The sequence below is a fragment of the Chitinophaga varians genome (assembly GCF_012641275.1).
GTDB classification, from domain to species: Bacteria; Bacteroidota; Bacteroidia; order Chitinophagales; family Chitinophagaceae; genus Chitinophaga; species Chitinophaga varians_A.
The window spans coordinates 3,097,120-3,121,119 of sequence record NZ_JABAIA010000001.1; the positions used below are offsets into that span (position 1 = coordinate 3,097,120).

General features: G+C 48.8%; 15 protein-coding genes. 13 read left to right on the forward strand and 2 right to left on the reverse strand.

Translation table 11 applies throughout. The features are described 5' to 3' along the window. The first annotated feature begins 12 nt into the window (after nt 1-12). The 9 genes from HGH92_RS12700 to HGH92_RS12740 all read left to right on the forward strand — a co-directional run bounded on the left by HGH92_RS12700 (nt 13) and on the right by HGH92_RS12740 (nt 16,955). On the forward strand, nt 13-2,412 hold the full coding sequence (locus HGH92_RS12700) for an ABC transporter permease (RefSeq protein ID WP_168871079.1): 2,400 nt from the start codon (nt 13-15) through the stop codon (nt 2,410-2,412). A 10-nt stretch (nt 2,413-2,422) separates the two neighbouring features. Next, a complete protein-coding gene (locus HGH92_RS12705; protein ID WP_168871080.1) occupies nt 2,423-4,813 on the forward strand; it encodes an ABC transporter permease in 2,391 nt (796 codons plus the stop codon). A 98-nt stretch (nt 4,814-4,911) separates the two neighbouring features. After that, nucleotides 4,912-7,317: an ABC transporter permease gene (locus HGH92_RS12710; protein ID WP_168871081.1), complete on the forward strand. Its 2,406-nt coding sequence runs from the start codon at nt 4,912-4,914 to the stop codon at nt 7,315-7,317. Nucleotides 7,318-7,337: 20 nt separating this feature from the next. Next, nucleotides 7,338-9,728 (forward strand): ABC transporter permease, encoded by a 2,391-nt coding sequence (locus tag HGH92_RS12715; RefSeq protein ID WP_168871082.1) that lies wholly within the window; start codon nt 7,338-7,340, stop codon nt 9,726-9,728. 10 nt (nt 9,729-9,738) lie between these two features. Beyond that, nucleotides 9,739-12,147: an ABC transporter permease gene (locus HGH92_RS12720; RefSeq protein ID WP_168871083.1), complete on the forward strand. Its 2,409-nt coding sequence runs from the start codon at nt 9,739-9,741 to the stop codon at nt 12,145-12,147. A 74-nt stretch (nt 12,148-12,221) separates the two neighbouring features. Next, nucleotides 12,222-12,887, forward strand: coding sequence for an ABC transporter ATP-binding protein (locus HGH92_RS12725; protein ID WP_168871084.1), 666 nt, complete (start codon nt 12,222-12,224; stop codon nt 12,885-12,887). Nucleotides 12,888-13,041: 154 nt separating this feature from the next. Further along, a complete protein-coding gene (locus HGH92_RS12730) occupies nt 13,042-14,394 on the forward strand; it encodes a TolC family protein (protein WP_168871085.1) in 1,353 nt (450 codons plus the stop codon). Between the two features lie 23 nt (nt 14,395-14,417). Then, nucleotides 14,418-15,776 (forward strand): efflux RND transporter periplasmic adaptor subunit, encoded by a 1,359-nt coding sequence (locus tag HGH92_RS12735; RefSeq protein WP_168871086.1) that lies wholly within the window; start codon nt 14,418-14,420, stop codon nt 15,774-15,776. 150 nt (nt 15,777-15,926) lie between these two features. After that, nucleotides 15,927-16,955 carry an NAD(P)H-dependent glycerol-3-phosphate dehydrogenase gene (locus HGH92_RS12740; RefSeq protein ID WP_317166395.1) on the forward strand — a complete coding sequence of 343 codons (1,029 nt, stop codon included), beginning with the start codon at nt 15,927-15,929 and terminating at the stop codon, nt 16,953-16,955. A 14-nt stretch (nt 16,956-16,969) separates the two neighbouring features. Here HGH92_RS12740 and HGH92_RS12745 read toward each other — a convergent pair whose 3' ends face one another. Next, the gene (locus HGH92_RS12745; RefSeq protein WP_078669906.1) at nt 16,970-17,248 is read right to left on the reverse strand and encodes a hypothetical protein; all 279 of its coding nucleotides are present in this window, start codon (nt 17,246-17,248) and stop codon (nt 16,970-16,972) included. 571 nt (nt 17,249-17,819) lie between these two features. Between HGH92_RS12745 and HGH92_RS12750 the strand changes: the two genes are divergently transcribed. From HGH92_RS12750 to HGH92_RS12765, 4 genes are read left to right on the forward strand one after another with little or no spacing between them, the layout of a single operon-like run. Further along, complete coding sequence (locus HGH92_RS12750) at nt 17,820-20,096, forward strand: glycosyltransferase (protein ID WP_168871087.1); 2,277 nt, start codon at nt 17,820-17,822, stop codon at nt 20,094-20,096. Further along, entirely contained in the window at nt 20,080-20,472 is a 393-nt protein-coding gene (locus HGH92_RS12755; RefSeq protein ID WP_247654876.1) for a response regulator, read from the forward strand. Before HGH92_RS12750 ends, HGH92_RS12755 begins: the two co-directional genes overlap by 17 nt. Before the next feature lie 54 nt (nt 20,473-20,526). Beyond that, the gene (locus HGH92_RS12760; RefSeq protein WP_168871089.1) at nt 20,527-21,960 is read left to right on the forward strand and encodes a sigma-54-dependent transcriptional regulator; all 1,434 of its coding nucleotides are present in this window, start codon (nt 20,527-20,529) and stop codon (nt 21,958-21,960) included. Nucleotides 21,961-22,018: 58 nt separating this feature from the next. Then, nucleotides 22,019-22,543 carry a low affinity iron permease family protein gene (locus tag HGH92_RS12765; protein WP_168871090.1) on the forward strand — a complete coding sequence of 175 codons (525 nt, stop codon included), beginning with the start codon at nt 22,019-22,021 and terminating at the stop codon, nt 22,541-22,543. Here HGH92_RS12765 and HGH92_RS12770 read toward each other — a convergent pair. Beyond that, the gene (locus HGH92_RS12770) at nt 22,524-23,963 is read right to left on the reverse strand and encodes a hybrid sensor histidine kinase/response regulator (RefSeq protein ID WP_168871091.1); all 1,440 of its coding nucleotides are present in this window, start codon (nt 23,961-23,963) and stop codon (nt 22,524-22,526) included. The genes HGH92_RS12765 and HGH92_RS12770 overlap by 20 nt on opposite strands. Nucleotides 23,964-24,000: the final 37 nt, after the last annotated feature.

Genomic DNA, 24,000 nt, shown 5'->3' on the forward strand with positions numbered 1-24,000 from the left:
AATTACCGCATTATGTTCCGGAACTATTTCAAGATCGCCATTCGTCATTTACAACGGCATAAATTTCTCACTGCCATCAACATTTGTGGGTTGGCAGTGGGAATGGCCTGTTGTATCATCATCGTGCTGTATGTACGGGACGAGCTGAGCTTTGACCGGTTCCATCACAAAGCAGATAACATTTACCGCCTTACCAAGATAGAAACTAATACAGCCAATGGCACCATGGACTACGGGGCGTCAATCCAGTTTCCAGTTGGTCCGGCGCTTAAAAAGGAGATCAGCGGCATCAGGGATGCGGTCAGGATATTCACTTCCAACACTACGTTGTTTACCCAGGGAGACAAGAAGATACTGGAAGAACATTCCGGTTATGCCGATGCCTCTTTTTTTCAGATGTTTGATTTTCCGCTGCTGGAGGGTGATCCTGCCACCGCGCTGAAAGACCCCTATACGGTAGTGCTTACCGCCAGTGCTGCCAAAAGATATTTTGGTCAGCAATCGCCTATCGGTAAAACGCTTAAAGTAGACAATAACTATACCTGTACTGTTACCGGCGTAGCACAGGATATGCCGGCCAATACAGATCTCCGGATGGATATCATTCAGTCTTTTTCCACCCTTATGAGCCGGCATGAAACGTGGGAAAAGCTATGGTTCATGTTCAGTAGTAACGTAACCTATGTGCAACTGGCCGACGGCACCGACCCTAAAAAAATGGAGCCGTTGCTGAAAGACTTTGTTAAACTACACATCGGCCATATTATCGAAAAGTACGACGTTCATTTTTCCCTGGAGCTGCAGCCTCTACAGCACGTTCATTTACGTCCGGAAGGTGACAAGGGGGGAACCGACAATATGATGGCAATCCGTCTTTACGTCGCTATCGCTGTATTTATTGTATTAATAGCCTGTATCAATTTCATGAACCTGACTACCGCGCGGGGCCATGAAAGGGCAAAGGAAGTGGGATTGCGCAAAGTGCTGGGAGCAGAAAGGCAACACCTGGCGTTCCAGTTTTTGGCAGAGTCAGTCCTGATCAGCTTTTTGTCGCTTGTAGCAGCGTTGATACTGGTATTGATTTTCCTGCCGTTATTCAACGGTATTACCGGAAAATCCCTGCGGTTATTTACTTCCACAGACAGTTTTATTTACGGTGGGTTGCTGGGGCTGGCAGCTATAGTAGGCCTGCTGGCAGGCAGTTATCCTGCCTTATACCTGTCGGGATTGATGCCCGTCAGGGTATTAAAGGGGCGGTTTATGGCGGCGGCCACCAGGTCGTTCGTCCGCCGGGCGCTCGTAGTATCACAATTTGCGATAGCTGTTATATTGATCATTGCCACCACCGTAGTGTATACACAGCTACGTTTCTGGCAACAAAAAAATCTTGGTTTTGATAAAGAACACCTGGTCAATATATACGTTGATGGTCTTGATACGGTGTCCAGGGCACAACTGCTGAAAGCGGCATTGAAGGAGTTGCCCGGTGTGCAGCAGGCATCACTGAGCAACTTCCTGGTGGGCACAGGTATCTCGATGGACTGTCCTATAGGCATGGCGGGCGGCTCAGACAAAGAAGCTTTTGTAGCCAATGTAATCAATGGAGATCATGACCTGCTGAAGACCACCGGCATCAGGCTGATCGCCGGCAGGGACTTTGATCCTGCGATGGCCACAGATTCTACTGACGCTTTTATTGTCAACCGGGCCGCTGTCAGGAGACTGGGGTTAACAGATCCTATCGGCAAACGTATTGAGTGGCGGCCGGGCCATTTGGTTAAACAAGGAAGGATCATCGGCGTCACAGAAGATTTTAACTTCCGTTCCCTTCATTACCAGATTGAGCCCGTGATATACCAGGTAAGGCCGCAGGATGCACAGGTGCTGACTGTCAGGCTTGCGCGGGGGAACCATCTTGCCCAGCTGGCAAGTATTGAGAAGGTATGGAATAAGCTGGTCCCTGATAACCCTCTCAACTATTCTTTTGTACAACAGGACCTGCAGTCGCAATACACCAGTGAGCGGGCCATGGGACAGATTTTCGGCATTTTCGCCAGCCTGGCCGTGTTTATTGCCTGTATCGGTTTGCTGGGATTGTCTATGCTGATAGCCCGGCAGCGCACCAAAGAAATTGGCATCCGTAAAGTACTGGGGGCTTCGGTGGTACATGTCTCTGCGCTGCTATCGCGGGATTTCCTGAAACAGGTGCTGGCGGGTATTGTTATTGGCGTGCCGGTAGCCTGGTTCTGTATGGAGCAATGGCTGCATCATTTTGCTTTCAGGATACACCTGTACTGGTGGATGTTTGCCCTTACCGCTCTTATTGTTATCCTGATCGCCCTGTTTACCGTGAGTATTCAGTTTGTAAAGGCTGCGCTCATGAATCCGGTAAAATCATTGAGGACTGAATAATTTAACGTATATGTTTCTCCGTTATATACAAATAGCATTCAGGAACCTGCGCCGGCAAAGGTTGTTTGCCTTTATCAATATTGCCGGTCTTGCATTAAGCATGACGGTATGTTTGATGGTGTTGAAGTCCACCAAAAAGAATTTCAGCTACGATAAGTTCCATCCTGCTGCTTCCCGCACCTGGCGTATTACTTCCCAGGCCACCACGCAGGAAGGGAAACATTATCACATGGCCAGTTCACCGTTGCCCCTGGCAACGGTATTGCGGCAGGACTATGCTATAGCGGAAGAAGTAGTGCGTTTGTATAGTGTATTATCCGGCACAGTGCTGGAGGGGAAAAAGAAATTGCCGGTACAGGGCACTTTCACAGAGCCCTCTTTTTTTCATGTGTTCGGTTTCAGGCTGAAGAGCGGAGATCCGGCTACGGCTTTATCTGCGCCCAACAGCATTGTATTGAGTGAAGCAACGGCCGGCAGGATATTCGGAAACACGCCTGCCATGGGCAAGGTGGTACATTTTGAGCGGCTGGGGGATTATATTGTTACCGGTATTATGGCGCCTTCTCCGGGTCTGAGCCATATCGATTATGACGCCTATGCTTCGTTGTCATCTGTGCCGGCGCTGGAACAGCAGGGCATATTGCCCGGCCGGCTGACGGACTGGAACCAGGTGCAGGACGGGTATACTTATGTGAAGCTCAAACCCGATGTCAGCACATCTTCATTGGCTACGGCTTTGACATTTATATCCCAACGGTTTTACCAGCCCGCGGCCAAAGGCATTGGCAGTATCAGGCTGGAACAGCAGTCTCTTGGCAGCATTTCGCCTTCACATGAATTATACAACGACATTGGCAGTGCTCCGCCATGGGGCAAGGTGCTGGCGGAAATAGCCGTTGCCCTGGGACTGTTGATATGCGCCTGTTTTAACTATACCAACCTTTCTATAGTACGTTCCCTGCAACGGGCACGGGAAGTGGGTGTTCGCAAGGTAAACGGGGCATTACGCTGGCAGGTGTTTATGCAGTTTATTACCGAATCTGTTGTGATGTGCATGCTCTCGCTGGTACTGGCGGTACTGCTGCTGATACTCGCAGAAAACTACACGTCTGTCGGTATCGGTTTCCTTTCCGGCGAACCGGTTGACTTTGCGCTGTTTGGATGGTTCCTGGTCTTCAGCCTGCTGACGGGTATCCTGGCGGGTATTATCCCGGCCTGGGCCCTGTCTTCCTTTCAGCCGGCCAAAGTACTGCGCAATATGGTGGACATCAAATTATTCGGCGGGCTGGGCTTGCGCAAGACGCTTATCGTGATACAGTTCACGTTATCGCTTACGGCTATTATCTTTTTTGTGACCGTATACCGGCAGTTTGCCTATAAAGAGGATTTTAACATGGGATTCTCCAGGGATAATATTTTGGATGTTCCCCTGGCAGATGCTGATTTCCAACTGATGAAAGACCGTATGATGCAGGTGAAAGGCGTAGAGGCGATCACTGCCAGTTCCGGCGTGCTGGGCGTTCCGCGTCATAGTGGTTTTTTGCAGGTGAAGACAGAAACGAATGGCAACCGTATGCAAATTGGCTACTATGCGGGCGATGCCGACTTCCTGAAAATTATGCAGCTGAAGCTGCTGGCAGGATCTAACTTTCCGGCCACCATGTCAAGGGAGCATGAGCAATACATTATTGTCAATGAACAAATGGTAAAGTCCCTGAACCTCAAATCACCGTCAGACGCCATTGGCAAGACGATATGGCTCTCTGACTCCTCGATGGTCAGCATCATCGGTGTAATAAAAGATTTTAATTATCAACCTATAGAGGCACCCATATTTCCAATGGCGATAAGGTTTGTGCCAGGCGAGTTCAAACAACTGCAGATACTGGTAAATACGAAAGATAAGGAAACACTGATGGCCGGAATTAAAACGGCCTGGCTGGAAATGCACCCGGGAGAGACGTTTTCGGCTGAGTGGATGAGTGATTTGCTGCATGAGAAAACGAGCGGAAAAGAACCTGTGTCCGCAGTGGCAATACTGGTATTGATGATTACAGTTATTGCTGCGCTGGGGCTGCTGGGCGTGGTGTCTTATACTACGTTTACCCGTCGCCGGGAGATTGGCGTACGCAAGGTGATGGGGGCCGGAGTGTCCGGACTGGTGCTGTTGCTGTCCCGCAATTATCTCCGGTTGATTTTACTGGCAGGCCTGATCGCTTTACCGCTGGGATATCTGGGCAGTCAGCTGTTCCTGCGCATATTTGCCAACCGCGTTAGTATCGGGTTCTTTACACTGGCAGGAAGTTTTGCCGTATTGTTGTGCATAGCGCTGCTGGCGATCATCTCCCAGACATGGCGCGCAGCGTCGTCTAACCCGGTGGATGTATTAAGGAATGACTAAAATTATTATATAAAGAGAATAACAAGTGAACAGCAAATCAGAGTGTGTTTCTACGCGCCCTGTTTTATTTTATAATTTTTTAAAACAGATGATGTCCCATGTTTACAAGCTACCTTAAGATTGCGTGGAGAAACTTATGGAAACAGAAGGTATTTGCTACGGTCAATATGGCTGGCATGAGTATCGCCATCTGCGCGGCACTGCTGCTATCCCTTACTGCTTACCATGAATGGTCCTATGACAATTTCCAGGAAAATAAGGACCATGTGTACCAGCTGTACCGGCAGGACAATACCGGTAAAGGTATACGGGTCAACAAGAGCTTCTCAGAACCGATGGCCGGCGTATTGCAAAAGGAAGTGCCGGGGGTAAAGCACGTTTCCCGCATCGGTGGTGGGGACATGCCTGTGCGGTATAAGGACAAAAATATTTACCTGGACGTGGAAATGGTAGATGCCCCTTTTCTGGAGATGTTTTCTTTTCCCCTACAGCAGGGCAACAAACAAACAGCCCTGGGAAACCTCGATCAGCTGGTGCTGACACAAAACTCGGCGAAAGCGCTGTTCAATGAAGAGAACCCCGTAGGAAAAGCGCTGGAAGTCAAAATCGGCGATCGTTGGAAACCCTTCGTTGTTTCCGCAGTGACGGACAATATACCCGACAACTCCAGCATCACCTTTGAAGCACTGGTCCGCTTTGAGAATGTAGAAGATTACAGCAATATCCGGGACAACTGGAATGTTTCCAGTTATCCGTTAATGGTAGAAGTAGCGCCTGCTGTCAGTGCGGCGGCCTTTGGCAAAAGCCTGGTCCCTATTACACATAAGTATTTGGCGGACCTTATCAACAGCCTGAAAAGCATGGACGGCGTACCCGATAAAGACGGAGAGTTGTTGCGTATAAATACCATTGCGCTGAAAGATATACACCTTTCCCCCTATAGCTCATTTGGCAGCGGGTTGCGTCCTTTTTATCCATGGATGATGCTGATGCTGGCCTGCCTGATCATAGGCATTGCCTGTGTGAATTTTATTAACCTGTCCATCGCCAGATCGTTTACCCGTGGCAGTGAGATCGGGCTGCGAAAGGCACTGGGCGCTATGGACAGGCAGCTGATGCTGCAATTTTGGAGTGAGGCTTTTCTGCTTTGTTTGGTATCTCTGATAGTGAGCCTGTTACTGGCTGTGCTGCTCCTGCCTTATTACAATGCCACCTTCCGGCATCAGCTGAGTTTTCAGCTTTTCCGCAACGGCTGGATAGTACTGGGTACGGCGCTGGGATTCTTCCTTGTAACACTGCTGGCGGGTGGTTACCCTGCCTGGAAAATAGCCAGGGTCAATATTATACAGGTGCTGAAAGGTAAACTGAACCTAAACCGCAGCAGTGGCGTGCGTAACGGCCTGATAGTTTTCCAGTTCATGGTAGCGGCGGTATTAATCAGCTGTACGGCCATTATCTGGCAGCAGATTAATTTCATACATGCCACACCGTTAGGTTACAATACCACGCAGGTCATCAGTATCCCGGCAGATAATGCCCCGTTGCAGTCCCGCACCGCTTTCGGTAACCGGCTGGCCACGGAGCCTTCGGTAGTAAGCGTTTCCGGCAGTATACTGAACCTGGGCATCGGAATGGACGGATCTTCCGGTAACTGGACACGTGGCTTTGACCACAAAGGAGGCCATATCAGCACGCAGTGCATGGTGGTAGACTATGATTATGTGAAAACGCTGGGGCTGAAGATGGTGGCTGGCAGGGACTTTTCCCGCCAGTATGGGACAGATTCCTCCGGGGTGGTGATCAATGAACAACTGGCCAAACAGCTGAACGAAAAGGACCCGCTGGGCGCAACGATTAATACCGGTGGTCCGGTTTATCACGTCATCGGTGTGATGAAGGATTATCATTTTGAGTCCCTGCACAAAAAAATAGAACCGCTGATGTTGACAATGGATGCGCAGTCCCGGATGAATTATTTGTTCGTGAGGGTGAATACTGACCATCCGGCCGCAGCGATGGCGCATATCAGTGCTATCTGGAAGGAAGTTAACCCGTTGGCAAAGAACACACCCAGTTTTCTCGATGAGAATGTTGACCGGCTGTACCGCGAGGAGGGCCGTTTCTCCAGGATATTTATGAGTGGCGCCATACTCGCCATTTCCATCTCCTGCATGGGGCTTTTTGCTATTGCCGTAATGGTAGTGGCACAACGGCGCAGGGAAATAGGCATTCGCAAGGTACTGGGCGCTTCTGTGGGCAGTATTGTGGTGCTGCTGTCGGGAGATTTCCTGAAACTGGTGCTGATAGCGGTACTGGTGGCCACGCCGCTGTCGTGGTACCTCATGCAGCGATGGCTGAATGGATTTGCTTTCCATGTGGAAATCCGGTGGTGGATGTTTGCAGGCGTTTGCCTGCTGGCGGTGGTGGTCGCCCTGGCTACTACCGGACTGCAAACCATACGGGCTGCATTGGCTAACCCGGCAGCCAGTTTGAAAGTTGATTAGCGATTATAAACAAATAACTGATGTGGAAAAACTATTTTAGAATAGCGGTCAAAAATCTCCTGAAACGTAAGTTATACGCAGGTATCAACGTTTTCGGGCTGGCTACCGCCATCGCTTGTTTTGTATTGTTGTCCCTGTACCTTGAAAACGAATGGACTTACGACAGGTGGTACAAAAACGTATCGGAGATATACCGTATCCGGCTGGATTACGGCGTAAAAGGGGAGAAACTGGTGCAAACAGCCGTGACGCCGAATATCCTGGCAACCACCATCAAAGGTCTGCCGGAAGTTCAGAAGGTGGTGCGCGTGTATCACCGGAATGTGAGTATCCGGTATGCAGACAAAAGCGCAAACGAAAACCGCTTCATCTACGCAGATGCACCATTTTTTCAGCTGTTCTCCTTTCCGCTGAAAACAGGTAATGCCGCAACGGTGCTCAACGGGCCTAACATGGTGGTCATTTCTGCTTCCATGGCGAAAAAATATTTCGGCGATACCGATCCGGTAGGGAAAACCCTGATGATCAATGGCGACCGTCCTTTTCAGGTGACCGGTGTGGCTGTCGATGCTCCGTCCAATACACATCTTAAGTTTGATTTTGTGGCCAGCTACAGTACGCTGCAATTGCGCGAATACTGGGGATCAGCCAACTACTACACCTATGTGCAGGTACAAAACCCGGCCCAATTGAGTACGCTGCAGGCCAGCCTTACGGCTATCGGCAAACAACAACTCAGTGATGAGGAGCGTAGTGGCGGAGCGGTCCTGAATTTCGTGCCGGAGCGTGTTTCAGATATCCATCTGTATTCAGTGGCGGCAGATATGGAAGAAAGAGGGGACATACGCTACAATTATATATTCGCGCTAATAGGAGGCATGTTGCTGATCATCGCCTGCGTCAACTTCATGAACCTGGCCACTGCGCGGTCTACCGAGAGAAGCCGGGAAGTGGGCGTACGCAAGGCCTTGGGGGCGCATCGGGGACAGCTCTTCTGGCAGTTTATGATGGAGTCTGCACTGCTCACCGGTATCGCGATGGGCGTGGGGCTGCTGCTGGCGAAGCTGCTGCTGCCGGCTTTTAATCAGCTGGCGGATACGCAGCTGCAGATGGGCGGCGCCGGTGGTTACCGGATTTATTTTGTACTCATCGGCGTATTTGTGCTGGTTTCATTTGTGACAGGTATTTATCCGGCTTTATTCCTTTCCGGTTTCAGGCCTGTACAGGTGCTGAAAGGCTCGCAGGCGGCCACTCCCAAAGGACGTGGTATCCGTCAGTCGCTGGTGGTGTTCCAGTTTGCTGCTTCTGTTTTCTTTATCATATGTACCCTCATTGTACAGCGTCAAATGCAATATATCCAGCATAAAAAGCTGGGGCTCGACCGCTCCGAAGTGCTGGTGCTGAGCGGGTTTAAAGGGGATGCGCAGCAACTGGCGTCTCTTAAAGGGCAGCTGTTGCAACTCTCCGGTGTCACAAATGTAACGGCCGCTGCAGAATCACCTGTGTTTATTCAGGGGGGCTACAGCATTAACAATATCGAAGGCAGACAGCCGAATTATGAATTGAACATCAATGCTTTGCCGATTGAAAGAGATTTTCTGAAAACCATGGGAATCGCCCTGTTGGCGGGAGAAGACCTTACCCATGCTGATATAGCGGATATCCTGAAAGAAAAATCAGAAGAAAGGGCCTATCACTTCTTCCTGAATGAAACAGCGGTCAAAAAACTGGGATGGGCGCCGGAAGTGGCGGTAGGCAAGCGAATAACGCTCAATGGTCGTGTGGGAACGGTAAAGGGGGTTATCAGGGATTTTCACTTTGCTACCATGAAAAGCAAGATAGAACCTGTTGTCATATTCCCGGAGTATGACTGGTTCCATGAGATATACGTTAAAACAGGCGGAAGTGACAACCGGCAGGTGATTGCTGCGATAGCGGCGCTCTGGAAAGAAAAACTGCCCGCAGTGCCGTTTGATTATCATTTCCTGGACGATGATTTTAACCGGATGTACCAGTCGGAATATCGGGTAGGCGCTGTACTGGGCACTTTTGCCACATTGGTAATGGTGGTGTCCTGCCTGGGTTTACTGGGGTTGGCGACACTCACTACGCAACAACGGACACGGGAGATTGGCATCCGCAAAGTGCTGGGCGCTTCGGTGACCAGTGTGGTGGCCATGTTATCAAAAGATTTTATCAAACTGGTGCTGATGGCGCTGGTGATAGCCATACCAGTAGCCTGGTTTGTTGGTCATAACTGGCTGAATGCTTTTGCCTACCATGCTTCGCTGAGCATCTGGCTTTTCCTGATGGCAGGCGCACTGGTTATTTTAGTAGCCCTGCTGACGGTCAGCCTGCAGTCCGTGAAAACGGCGACTATGAACCCGGTGAAGAGTCTCAGATCGGAATAAAAAGATAATTATGTTTAGAAACTATTTGCTTGTAGCAATCAGAAATATATGGCGCAATAAAGTCTTCTCCCTGCTGAACATCCTGGGACTGGTGACCGGTATCAGCGCGGCACTGGTGGTATACCTGGTAGTGTTTTATGAGTCGGGTTTTAATAAGGCCGTACCCCGTGGAAACGATGTTTACAGGATCGTTTCCACGATCAGCTTCTCCGGCGACAGCGTAAAAAACAGCGGTGTAACCGTTCCCGTTATAGCTGTGGCAGAAACGAACATACCGCAGATAGAAAAGGCCGTTCATTTTTTTATTAACAATACGACTGATCGTATTACGGTTGATGGAAAGGACTTTCCCAATAAGGAAGATGTCATTTTCGCTGACAGGAACTATATGGATTTGCTGGGGTATGAGTGGTTGGGCGGAAATGCCGCCACGGCGTTATCTCAGCCGCTTTCCGTAGTACTTACAAAGGAACGTGCCCGGTTGTATTTTCCCGGTCTGCCGGTGGACCAGGTATTGGGAAAACAGGTGCTTTACGATGATAGTATCAGGGTTACTGTAACCGGTGTTGTGAAAGACCTGTCCCACACCACCGACTTCTGGTTTGGGGAGATGATCTCGATGTCTACCCTGGAGAGTAACAGTAGCTTTAAACAGATTTATCTTGACCAGGACTGGTCGAGCACCAGTTCTTCCACACAGCTGCTGGTGAAGCTCAGGCCTTTCGCCAGGCCGGAGGACGCGGCAGCCGTATTGAAAAGCTATGTCGAGCCACACAACACAAAGGATTCTAAAATGGTTTTGTCACTGCAGCCACTGAGTGATCTGCATTTTAACACGGACTTTCAGGCTTATCGCCGTACTGCGGACAGGAAGCAGCTGAATATACTGACCTGGGTGGCCGTGGCTTTATTGGGACTGGCGGTCATCAACTTTGTGAACCTGACCACGGCGCAGGCATCCCGCAGGGCAAAAGAAACCGGTATCCGTAAAGCAATCGGGGGGACTACCCGGCAGCTGATCAGGCAGTTCCTTGGGGAAACGATGGTCCTGACGTTGTTGGCGGCGATGCTTTCCTTATTAATGGCGCCGTTGCTGATCATCAGCTTTCATGCCTTTCTGCCGGAAGACCTGCCTGTAGCGCAACTATACACTGCGCCGGTGTTGATGTTCCTGTTTACGCTGGCGGTAGTGGTGGCGCTGGCAGCCGGTATTTATCCGGCTTATGTGCTGGCGCGGTTTCAGCCAGTGGCCGTGTTAAAGTCCAATACAGGCCATAAGGGCGGGAAGGTATGGGTGCGCCAGACGCTGACCGCCGTACAGTTTACCATAGCGCAGTTTTTTGTTATCGCCACGTTGGTGGTCAGTAAACAAATTCACTTTTCCTTAAATAAAGATCTGGGATTCCGGAAAGACGCCATCCTTACCATTACCACGCCGCGGCTCGATCCTGACCCGTCCAGGCGCAGGCTGCTGGAGAGCAGGATTGCCACCCTGCCTGAAGTGGACAGGGTGAGCCTTTCAGGACGAACACCTGTAATGAGCGGCTGGATGACTATCTCCATGAAATACAATAATGGCCGGCAGGAAATAGAAAAGGTGGTGGACGTGCGTTATGGCGACAGTGCTTATTTGCCGGTATACAACCTTCGGTTGCTGGCCGGCCGGAACATTGTTACCTCCGACTCAGTACGGGAATGGCTGCTGAATGAAACCGCTGTCAGGGCTTTCGGGTTTAAACGCCCGCAGGATGCCATCGGTCAGCTGGTAGAAGGACATCCGGTAGTAGGAGTGGTGGGCAACTTTAACGTGGGCAGTATGCGCCGCGAGATCCCTGCAGTGGCTATCGGCAGCGATGCATTGAGAAACCACCGGACCCTGCATGTGCGGTTGCGTAATGCAGGGGAAGGCGGGGTGGTTTGGAAAAATGCCTTCGCCGGCATGGAAAAAGTATGGAAAGAAATATACCCGAGGGAGGAATTCAGTTATGAATTCCTGGATAAAACCGTGGAAAACCTGTACCGGAAAGAACAACAGATGGGCAATCTGCTGAACTGGTGTGCCGGCCTGGCTATTTTCATCAGTATTGTCGGATTATTGGGGCTGGTTATTTTCATGACAGACCAGCGTACAAAAGAAATAGGTATCCGTAAAGTGCTGGGAGCTACGGTCTGGCAGGTGGTCGGCATGTTGACCACTGATTTTATGAAGCCGGTACTGGTAGCGTTTTTATTGGCAATACCCGTGTCCTGGTGGGCCGTGGACCGGTGGTTGCAGACTTTCGCCTACCGCACAGGTCTTTCCTGGTGGGTGTTTGCCGCAGGAGGGGTGATCATGGCCATCATGGCTTTGACTGCGATGAGCCTGAAGACAGTGCGGGCAGCCCTCAGTAACCCGGTCAACACTTTAAAAACTGAATAAAAAGATCCGGTGAAATGAACTTATATTGCTTTACCGGAAAATTGTAAGCAAGTCCAAAATTCAAAAAAACTATCATGATACAACTGCAGAAAATATCCAAGCATTACCCGGTAGGATTTGGTAAAAACGAGATCCTGAAAGATATAGACCTGACTATTGAAGAGGGTGAATTTGTGTCCATTATGGGACCTTCCGGATCCGGTAAGTCAACACTGCTGCATATTCTGGGGCTGCTGGAAGAACCTTCTGCCGGACAATACCTCTTTCAGGGAGAACGGGTGGATAAAATGAACGAAAAAAAGCGGACGCAGTTACACCGCGGTGCCATCGGGTTTGTGTTTCAGGCGTACCATCTGATCGATGAGCTGACTGTTTATGAAAACATTGAGACCCCGCTGTTATATAAAAGCCTCTCCAGCTCCGAAAGGAAAAGTAAAGTGGCCGACGTGCTGGACCGTTTTAATATGGTTGCCAAGAAAGACCTTTTCCCTAATCAGCTTTCCGGCGGGCAGCAACAACTGGTGGGAATAGCTCGTGCTATTGTGGCCGAGCCCCGGGTGATACTGGCAGATGAGCCTACCGGTAACCTCCATTCCGATCAGGCTAAAGTTATCATGGAACTCTTTAAACAACTCAATGAACAGGATAAAATAACCATCATACAGGTAACCCACTCTGACCTGAATGCAACCTATGGAAACCGGATCATTCAGATCCGGGACGGACATATACAGGGATAATCACAGATGGTGTTCTTAATCAGTATTAATCTCCAAAAAAAAGACTATGTTGTATACGCATGGCGTAAGGTATGACACCATACCTAACAAAATTTTGCCTTCTATCAAGAAGCGAGGAAAACTATCCTTACATTTATTATATTTTTGGCATGTTATGAGAATATCCCAAATCGCAGGTTTTTTCCTGCTCTTCTGCTTCTTTGCTAACATAACCCCGGCTGTGGCGCAGGATACGTGGAGTTTGAAACGTTGTGTGGATTATGCTATGGAAAACAGCATCACTGTAAAACAACAGGAGGTGCAAAAACGGCTGGCAGAACTTACCCTGCAGCAAAGCCGTCTCAGTATGATCCCCAACTTTAACGGCAATGTTAACGCAGGGTATTCCGATGGTCGTATCGCGAGCATTCAGGACAACGCTTATATTAACCAGTCTATTTTTAATGCCAGTGGCCAGCTCAATATGAGCGGCGATCTGTTCAACTGGTTCTCTAAACAAAACCTGATTGCCGCCAACAGGTATGATGTGGCATCCAATGGTTTCCTGCTGCAAAAAGCCCGTAATGATCTCGCTTTTAACGTTGCCACTGCTTTTCTGCAGATCCTGCTGAAAAACGAACAGGTAAAGGTGAATGAAGTACAGGTAAACCAGACACTGTCTAACCTCAACAATACCAAAAAGCTGGTGATTGCCGGTTCTGTTCCGGAAAGCAACCAGGCCGACCTGGAGGCGCAACTGGCGCAGGACAGCACCAACCTGGTGACCGCCCAGAACGATGTAATTCTGGCTATCCTGCAAATGAAGGCCTATCTGAACCTGAGTTTTGAGATACCTTTCGTACCGGAAATCCCGGAGAACATATCATCCCTGCCTATCACCCCGCTGGCTGAAATGGCCCCGGAAATGGTGTATAGCGCGGCGTTGACATCCTATCCGCTGGTGAAGTCCGATGAGCTCAGGATCAAAGGGGCCTACAGATCTTACCGTTCCGCAGTCGGACAGTTATTCCCCGCCTTGTCCCTGGTAGGGGGGCTTTCCACCAGCTATGCCAATAACTTCTACGGAATAGACGGAAAACTGATACCTTTCAATAAACAGCTGGACAACACCTTTGGTAAAAATATAGGGCTGAGCCTGAGGATTCCGCTCTTTAACGGTTACCAGCAACGGACCGCTGTTTCCAAAGCCAAGGTCAATGTGTACAACATGGAGCTGACCCGCGACCTGGACAATCAGAAACTGCGGCAGGACATCTATACTGCCCATGCCAATGCAGTGGCCGCCCTGCAGAAATACAACGCTTCCACCACCGGGGTAATGGCAGCCCAGAAAGCGTACGACTTTGCCACCAAACGGTTCAACATCGGATTAATGAACACCATTGATTATATCACAACGCAAACCAGATTGTTCAAAGCCCAGATTGATAAAGTCTCGGCACAGTACGACTATATTTTCAAAATGAAATTGCTGGAATTTTACCGGGACCAGAGAATATCCCTGTAGGACGCCAGGTAATAAACTGCTTTATGAAGAAGAAAAAGACCCTTTTTTGGCTCACGGGCTTAGGTTTACTTGTTATTTTGCTCATTGTTTTAAAGGCTTCGGGTGTTATTGGTAAGGAAGAACTGTTGAACGTGGCCGCAGACAAGGCGGAAAAAAAGAATATCATCGAGGTAGTGACTGCCAGCGGAAAAATTTATCCCGAAATTGAAGTAAAAGTAAGCTCCGACGTATCCGGTGAGATTACTGAGCTGACGGTGCTCGAAGGAGACACTGTGACCAAAGGCCAGGTACTGGCCCGTATTTACGGAGATATTTATGGCTCCATGGTGGACAAAGCCATGGCTTCTGTAAGCCAGTCACAGGCACAGCTGGCCAACACCGCTGCTGCGCTCAATTCCTACAAAGCCCGCCTGGACCAGAACAAGGCCGCTTATCTTCGTAACAAAGAACTGCTTTCCCAGAAGGTAATTTCCCGCTCTGAATTTGAAACCAGCGAAGCAACTTACCTCGCTTCCCAGGCCGACTATAACGCGGCGGCTCAACAAATCAACAGCAGCAAATTTGGCGTGCAAAGCGCACAGGCCAACCTGAAAGAAGCCAATAAAAACCTTGGCCGTACCACTATTACCGCTCCCATGAACGGTATCGTTTCCCTGCTCAATGTAAAGAAAGGCGAACGCGTGGTAGGTACCGCCCAGATGACCGGTACAGAAATGCTGCGCATCGCGGACCTGAGCCGTATGGAAGTACAGGTGGACGTTGGAGAAAATGATATCCCCAAAGTGAAATACGGAGATACCGCCCTCATTGAGGTTGATGCCTACAATGGCCGCCGTTTCAAAGGGGTGGTGACACAAATCGCCAGCTCCAGCAAAGGCGCCGCCACTGCTACCGCTACCACAGCGTCTTCCGCAGAACAGGTGACCAGCTATATTGTGCATATCCGCATTCTGCCGGAATCCTATGCAGATCTGCTGACCAACGCCCGTCACAAAGCATTTCCTTTCCGCCCCGGCATGAGCGCCAGCGTGGATATACAGACCCGTCACGAAAATAACGTACTGGCAATACCCATCAATGCCGTTACTACCCGCGATGCGGATTCCACCAAGAGCAACAGCGGAGATAAGAAAAAAGACGACGCCAAAAGCAAGGCGGAAATGAATGAAGTGGTGTTTGTATTGCAGAAAGACAACTCCGTGAAAATGGTCCCCGTAAAAACCGGTGTACAGGACGATTCCTATATCCAGGTACTGGCAGGCTTACAGGAAGGAGACCAGGTGATCAGCGCCCCTTACAGCGCAGTTTCCCGTACCCTCAACAACGGTAAAAAAGTGAAGGTGGTGGCTAAAGACAAGCTTTTCGAAGGACAGAATAAATAATCGCACAAAGGCGCTAAACCTTTTTCAGATACCAAGAACGCAGAGAGGGCGAGGACCACAGCAGGTCTTCGCCCTCTCTGCGTTGTTACTAAATAGGTCTGCTTTGCCTCTTTGCGTGCCGGATTTCCTATCTTGCGTAAAATTAGCATTGTGAGCAAGGAGAATCGCATTGGTATAATCGGCAGTGGCAGTTGGGCTACTGCATTGGCAAAAATACTGACAGATAATGGACAGCATATCCACTGGTGGATCCGTAATGAAGAGACGATCCGGCATATGCAACAGCGTCATCATAACAAACATTACCTGACTTCTGTATACTTTGATACCAGCCTGTTGTCGCTCAGCAGTGATGTCAATGCCGTTGTGGCGGCGTGTGATGAGATTGTGCTGGCGGTCCCTTCTGCTTTCCTGACAGATGTGCTGGACCAGTTGCCATCATCAGCGCTGGAGGGTAAAAAAGTGATTTCGGCCATTAAAGGATTGGTGCCTGGCAACAACCAGTTGATCAATGAATACCTGGAAGAGCGCTTCCAGCTTCCGCCGGCGCATTATTTTACCATCACCGGCCCATGTCATGCGGAGGAGGTGGCCAATGAAAAGCTCTCCTATCTTACTTTTTCCGGTGTTCATCAGGAAGCGGCACAGGCAATAGCAGATAAATTTACCGGAAGTTATTTGCAGACGATCGTTAATACAGATATGATTGGCGTGCAGCTGGCGGCGGTGATGAAAAACATCTATGCACTGGGAGCTGGGATTGCGCATGGACTGGAATATGGTGATAATTTTCTGAGTGTATATATCACCAACTGTTTCCGGGAGATGCAGGCTTTTCTGGAGCAGTACGAGGCGCAGAAGGCAGAGCAGCGGGGCAGTGAGCCGATGGTCCATAATTACAGCGCCAGCGCCTACCTGGGCGATCTGCTGGTGACCTGTTATTCCCTGCACAGCAGGAACCGGACCTTTGGTAACATGATTGGGAAAGGGTATTCCGTAAAGGCGGCCCAATTGGAGCTGAATATGATCGCAGAAGGTTACTACGCCAGCAAATGCATGTATGAGATGAACAAACAGATAGGGGCGGTAATGCCTGTGGCGCAGGCCGTATATGCGATATTATGGCAGCAGGTGCATCCGTCTGAAGCCTTCCTCTCTCTTGAAAAAGGGTTTATCTGATAAAGGACTGACGACTAGTAGTCGTCATAGTCCTCATAATTATCTTCCCCTACTTTAACAATGGCTTTTACTTTGGGAAAATACTGTTTGATAAGAGCAGCTATTTTCTCAAAGAGATAGTCGTCTAATTTCGGTCCTTCATAATATTCCACTTCGTTTGTCTCGTCAGAAATGATGTATTCTGTTACTGTCTGATCTACAATTGCCAGGAATCTTCTTTCTTTGGCTACTTTCCGGATGTTGATTTTAGTGGGGACTCCATCCACGTTGAGGGTACATGCAATATGTCGCATAAGCGCGGTAAGGTTTTTATAATGAATAGATAGATTTTGATCCTGTTTAAATCGCCGATACTTGTTAAAACGTGTCGATAGGAGTGTGTTAATCTCTGGTTAATTTGGTCTGATATGGTTACGAATTTAAAAATAAGCAAGTTTGGACAATTAACAAAATTGTATACATTTTTTGTTTTTTTAATTGTTTTTTGATTGATACTTAGCTCGTGTTTTTCCTTCGTGTTTTTCTCTCAATTCATCTTTATTTACAGCCATAGTTACTGTTTTAAGCAATTGTTATAACAATGCCCGCCATTGGTCAATATCCCTTTGCTAATAACAATTGGTTTACAATTATAATCAAAAATAAGTATACGAAGTGTTAATCAAATCTAAACGTGTACGATTTACACTAAAAAAACGTGTCCACACCGTGAAAACCGTGATAAACATATGGGGAATATTTTCCACAGTTTTAGTTTGATGAATTCGCTAAAAAGCAACAGGCAGGCATTGGATTGATATTTGAAAAGCTACATCCCGGACGCAGAGCGGTCCACAGTGAATGAAAGCCTTAAAATTTTGACCAATGACTAAAAACTTGCTTTTTGTATCATCTTTTCCGCCCCGTGAGTGCGGCATCGCTACATTTGCGCAAGATCTGATCAACGCGCTGGACAAGAGTTTCGCAGGAAAACTGAATATCGAAATCTGTGCATTGGAAGAGTCGGGGAAGCCGTGGACAGACAAACAGCCACCGGTCACTTATACCGTAAATCCTTTCAATATTGACAGCTGCATCGCCTTCGCGCAGCAAGTCAATGATAATCCTAAAATAGACCTGCTCTGCTTTGAGCATGAGTTTGGCCTCTATGGCGGAGAATACGGACATAATCTGCTGGCCATGTTATCCTTACTGGACAAGCCTTTTATCGTCCGTTTTCATACCGTATTGCCTTTCCCGGACCAGAAATGCCTGAAGGTGGTAAGCCTTATAGGCGCCCTGGCGACTAAGGTAACGGCCATGACCCGCTCCTCGGTAAACCTGCTCCGCGACGTTTACCAGTTGCCGGCAGATAAGATCGTTCATATTCCGCACGGTACTCATGCACACATCATCGACGATGTGAATGCCCTTAAAAAACAGTATGACCTGGAAGGCAAACTGGTACTCAGCACCTTTGGCCTGTTAAGCGAAAATAAAGGGCTGGAAACGGGTATCAGGGCCATGAAGGAGATCGTCAAAACCTATCCCGATGCCATCTATCTTATTTTAGGTAAAACCCATCCGGTAATCATCGCACGTGAGGGAGAGCGCTACCGCCAACAACTGGAAGACATGGTGAAGGAATATCAGCTGGAAAACAATGTGCGGTTTGTTAATACCTATCTCTCACTGGATACTTTACTGGATTATTTATCACTGACAGATATTTACCTTTTTACCTCCAAAGACCCCCATCAGGCTGTCAGCGGCACCTTTGTCTACGCTATGAGCGCAGGTTGCGCGGTTATTTCCACCGCCTTTGTACAGGCCAGAGAGATGCTGGACGAAAGTTGCGGCTGCCTGATTGATTTTAACGATGCAGACCAGCTGGCGGCTGCCGCCATGAACCTGCTGGGCAATCCGGAGCTGCGCCAGCGCATGAGCCGCAATGCTATTGAAAAAACACGCAGTTCCATCTGGGACAACGTGGCCATTGCCCATATGGCCATGTTCAGTGAAGTGCTGGATGATAACAAGGTGACCATGCCCAATCTGCCGGCCCCTTATCTGGACCATATCGACCGTCTGACGGATGAACTGGGCATGCTGCAATTTGCCCGTCATGATGTGCCGGACCCGGCCCACGGATATACCCTCGATGACAATGCCCGGGCGCTCATCGCGCTCTGCATGTACATCACTACGATCAAACCCAGTAGTTTCGCGGATTCCCTGATCCGAAAATATATCCGTTTTATAGCGAGTTGCCGTAAACCATCCGGCAGGTTCCTGAACTATGTGGATAAAGACGGCAATTTCACCAGCCAGAACGATGAAGTAAACCTTGAAGATGCCAACGGTCGTACGGTATGGGCGCTGGGATATGCCCTGTCCTGCCACCAGGTGCTGTCTTTTGACATGACACAGGAACTGTTGTCCCTTTTCAGGCCCTGCCTGCGCTGGATTGACAGCCTCTCTTCCCCGAGGGCCATGGCGTTTGCCATGAAAGGACTGTTTTATTCGCTGCAATACCGGAAAACCGACCAGGCGACAGAACTGCTGAATAAACTGGCCTCCAGATTGCAGGAGCAATATATAGCAGAGGCAGATGATAACTGGAAATGGTTTGAATCCAGCCTTACCTATGGCAATGCCGTCATCCCGGAAGCGATGATGATGGCCTTCCAGGTAACAGGGAACCCGGCCTATCGCAAAACAGCGGAAGAAAGCCTGGCATTCCTTTGCAGCAAAACCTTTACTGATAGCTATATGAAAGTCATCAGCAATAAAACATGGTACCATAAAAACACGCCTCCTGCCAGTGAAGCCGGTGGTGAGCAATCCATCGAAGTGGCGTATACCATGTTGGCTTTGGACACCTTTTATAACAATACTAAAAACCATTTGTACTTCGAAAAGATGCGCGTCGCGTTTAGTTGGTACCTGGGGAATAATCATCTGAAACAGTTGGTATATAATCCCCTTACTTACGGATGCTATGATGGCCTGGAACGTAACAATGTAAATCAAAACCAGGGCGCTGAGTCGACTGTGTGCTATCTGATAGCCCGTCTTTTGATGGAGCAATGGAACAAACACAAATATGTTACAACCAAAAAAGAGACCCGTGAACCGGTCCGGATTGGATTCAACGGATGAAATAAAAAACGGACCTAATATCCTGATTATCGACGACGAACCGGACATTTGTCGATTGCTGCAGTTGACCCTCGTCAGGCATGGCTATCAGGTTCAATACGTCCATGCACTAAATGAAGGACTATCACACCTGCGTAGCCAGCAGCCGGACCTGCTGTTTCTGGATATCCACCTGCCGGACGGGTCAGGACTTGACGCGCTGCCGGAGATTAGAAAAGAATGTCCAACTTTACCGGTTATCACCATTAGTGCATATGACAACGGTATGGAGAAACAAAGGGCGCTGAGCGCAGGAGCTACCTTTTTCCTTGCCAAACCCTTCAGTGTAAAACATGTTGATGAGCTAATAGGTAACATCAGGCCGGCTATCAGCTGAGATTTATTTAGTAATTTTAGTAAGCTGTTGACAAATACCACATATTAGAGAAGTATGAAAAATATTCTGATTATAGATGACGAAATCAATATCTGTACGCTCCTCAGTAAATTTCTGAGCAAACATGGGTTCAATGTAGACACCACCATGACGGGCGCTGCTGCGCTCAAAATGATGAAAGAGAAAACATTTGATCTCGTATTGTGCGATTACAGGCTGAAAGATACAGATGGCGCACAGTTGCTGCAGGACATCCATCAAATCAATCCGCAGACGATCGTCATTATCATCACCGGCTATACCGATGTGCGTGTGGCTGTGGAAATGGTGAAAAATGGCGCGTATGATTATTTGTCCAAGCCGCTGTATCCCGATGAAATACTAAACCTGGTGCATAAAGCTTTTGCACATAAGGAGTCCGAACAGGAACGCATGGCGGTGCAGCCGGTAGATGCCGGCAGTGCGCCTGAAGCCCGCGAAACGCTCCTGTCCCGTAACCAGAACGAGAAAAACGATAAATACGTTTATGGCGAAAGTGAAGGCGCCCGTGAATTGATCCGCCAGATAAAACTGGTGGCGCCTACCGACTATAGTGTGATCATCTTCGGAGAAACCGGTACCGGTAAGGAATCGGTGGCCCACCTGATACACCATCACAGTAAACGTTCTTCGCAACCGTTTGTGGCACTGGACTGTGGCAGTCTCTCCAAGGAACTGGCCGCCAGTGAGCTGTTCGGGCACGAAAAAGGCGCTTTTACCGGCGCTATTGGCACTAAAATCGGCGCCTTTGAACAGGCACAGGGAGGCACGCTTTTCCTCGATGAAATTTCCAATCTGTCTTATGATATCCAGGTGGCCATGCTCCGCGTATTACAGGAAAAAGTGATCCGCCGCGTGGGCAGCCTAAAGGAAATACCGGTAGACGTCCGCATCATTGTGGCTTCCAACGAAAAATTGTCGGAGTCCGTACAACGCGGAAAATTCCGGGAAGACCTCTTCCACCGGTTCAATGAATTTACCATCTACATCCCGCCGCTGCGTGAACGCCGGGAAGACCTGCCGCTGTTTGTGGCAGCCTTCGTGGAACAGGTGGAAAGAGAACTGGAGAAGTCCTGTGGTAAAATATCTCCGGAAGTGTGGAAGTGTTTCCATGAGTACAACTGGCCAGGCAATATCCGCGAACTGAAAAATATCATTCGCCGCGCCTGCCTGCTGACGCCGGAAATGCAGGAAATCACCATGTCGGCCCTGCCGCTGGAAATGAAAGAATCATTTGCCCAACCGCAGGATGAACTGCCGGTAAGCGGGGAACTGGCTATCATGGCTAATGACAACGACCTCAAAACAGTGGCGCTCCAGGCAGAATACAATAAGATCATCAACGTACTCAAAGAAGTAAAATATAATAAAACCAAAGCAGCACAGCTGCTAAACATCGACCGTAAAACGCTGTACAATAAATTACGCTTGTTGAATATCAACTACTAGATAAATGAGATGCAGGCAGACTTTTTGCCTGCATCTCATTATAACAAATGAGGCAGCTATGAAACCACTATCCGAAAACCAGTCTGGCACCCGATTTTTTGAAACCATGGCCGCCAAAGTTATTGCTGCAACCGGCAGCGCCTGGGCCTTCTTCCTCGCATTGGCTGTTATTATCATCTGGGGTGTGACCGGCCCCGTGTTCCACTATTCTGATACCTGGCAGTTAGTGATCAATACAGGTACTACCATCATTACTTTCCTGATGGTGTTTATCATTCAGAAATCGCAAAACAAAGACTCCAAATCCATCCAGCTGAAGCTGAATGAACTGATTGCTGCGCACCAACTGGCCAGTAACCGCCTTATTGACGTGGAAAACCTTTCTGAAGAAGAACTGGACGTCCTTCACAAATACTACCATGTAATGGCGGAAGAAACCAAAAAAAGAATCAAAATGAATGAATCGCACTCCGTGGAAGAAGCGATTGACGGTGCGCTCAGTAAGCACGAAGAGCAACTGCGCAGACGTAAGAAATACCCCGAAGGCGGCGGGTCCGGAGAAACTAAACCGCTGGCAAGGTGATAGTAAAAGTCGTTCCTTTGCCCTGTTCACTGTCTACATGGATGGTCCCTTTGTGATTAAGCAGGATATTTTGTGTGCTGGTAAGCCCCAGCCCTGTTCCCTTGGCTTTGTTGGTATAGAACGGGTCAAACAGGCGTGACAGCTTGTCTTCCGGGATGCCGATGCCGTTATCGGAAATCTGTACCTGTGCCTTGTCCTGGCTACGCCGGGTAGCAACTGTGAGCATGCCTTTGCCTGGCGCCATGGCCTCGATGGCATTGATGATAATGTTCAGAAAGGCGATCACCACTTTTTCGTCGTCAACGTTCACTTTGATATCAGGGGTAACCAGTTGTTTACTGAGCCGTATTTCATGCAGCTGCATACGGTCCTGTGATAGCTTCAGCGCATTTTCAATCAGTTCATTGATGCCATGTTCTGCGGTGTGCAGTTCTATCATACGCGTGCTGTCCAGCAGTTCCGTGATCAGCTGATTAATGCGGGTGCAGTTGCGTTCAATGATATCGGTGTACAGGTCAGATTCTTCGTTGGCAGCTACATCATCTTCTTCTTTAAACTGGCTTACGGCCAGCAATATATTGGTGAGCGGGTTTCTTACTTCATGGGCAATCACCCGGGCGATACGTCCTGTGATCACGAATTTTTCCTGATGTTGTTTTTCCTGTTCTTCTCTTTTTTTCTCTGTGATGTCCTGTATCACGCACAGGAAGATTTGTTCTGCCTCGTCCAGCATGACGGCATTGATGAGCACAAATAGTTTTTTACCGTCGTGTGTTTTGAATTCGTATTCCTGTGTGCCGGCAACGCCATCGTTACAGATGTTGCTGAGGAATTGTTCGCTTTGCTCTGGTATGGTAAAGAGATCACGGAGGTGCAGTTTCAGTATTTCTTCTTTCTGGTACTGTAATCTCCGCAGTGCGGCCGGATTGGCGTCGATGATGTTTTTATCACAATCGGCCAGGATAATCAGGTCATGGGCTTTTTCAAAGATGCCGAAATATTTTTTCTCGCTTTCTTCGATGGTGCGGAGGTGTTTATATTCGTCGAGCGCATAGCGGATAGAGCGTTCCAGCAGGTCGGCGGTGATTTCACCTTTTACCAGGTAGTCGTAGGCGCCGGCTTTCATGGCTTCCTGGTCGATGGCATAGTCGCCTTTACCGGTAAGCATAATGACAGGCATGCTATATTGCATTTCCTGAAAATGGTGGAGAATATCCAGGCCGGTGTGCGGTCCCAGCCGGTAGTCCACCAGGAATATGTCATGGGTTTTCCTTTCAATGGCTTCAATGCCTTTCTGATAGGTGGGGGCCCATTCCAACACATATTGACCAGGGGAAATATCGCGCAATAGTTCCGTTACCAGGAAAAAATCATCTTCATCGTCATCAATCATGAGTATTTGTATCGGGCGTTCGCTCATCTGGATAAGTTAAAGTGTGGCAAAAGCTATCTGAACT

Coding starts and splice junctions, on each gene's coding strand:
- HGH92_RS12700 (WP_168871079.1), top strand. CDS start 13: ATGTTCCGGAACTATTTCAAGATCGCCATTCGTCATTTACAACGGCAT.
- HGH92_RS12705 (WP_168871080.1), top strand. CDS start 2,423: ATGTTTCTCCGTTATATACAAATAGCATTCAGGAACCTGCGCCGGCAA.
- HGH92_RS12710 (WP_168871081.1), top strand. CDS start 4,912: ATGTTTACAAGCTACCTTAAGATTGCGTGGAGAAACTTATGGAAACAG.
- HGH92_RS12715 (WP_168871082.1), top strand. CDS start 7,338: ATGTGGAAAAACTATTTTAGAATAGCGGTCAAAAATCTCCTGAAACGT.
- HGH92_RS12720 (WP_168871083.1), top strand. CDS start 9,739: ATGTTTAGAAACTATTTGCTTGTAGCAATCAGAAATATATGGCGCAAT.
- HGH92_RS12725 (WP_168871084.1), top strand. CDS start 12,222: ATGATACAACTGCAGAAAATATCCAAGCATTACCCGGTAGGATTTGGT.
- HGH92_RS12730 (WP_168871085.1), top strand. CDS start 13,042: ATGAGAATATCCCAAATCGCAGGTTTTTTCCTGCTCTTCTGCTTCTTT.
- HGH92_RS12735 (WP_168871086.1), top strand. CDS start 14,418: ATGAAGAAGAAAAAGACCCTTTTTTGGCTCACGGGCTTAGGTTTACTT.
- HGH92_RS12745 (WP_078669906.1), bottom strand. CDS start 17,248: ATGCGACATATTGCATGTACCCTCAACGTGGATGGAGTCCCCACTAAA.
- HGH92_RS12750 (WP_168871087.1), top strand. CDS start 17,820: ATGACTAAAAACTTGCTTTTTGTATCATCTTTTCCGCCCCGTGAGTGC.
- HGH92_RS12760 (WP_168871089.1), top strand. CDS start 20,527: ATGAAAAATATTCTGATTATAGATGACGAAATCAATATCTGTACGCTC.
- HGH92_RS12765 (WP_168871090.1), top strand. CDS start 22,019: ATGAAACCACTATCCGAAAACCAGTCTGGCACCCGATTTTTTGAAACC.
- HGH92_RS12770 (WP_168871091.1), bottom strand. CDS start 23,963: ATGAGCGAACGCCCGATACAAATACTCATGATTGATGACGATGAAGAT.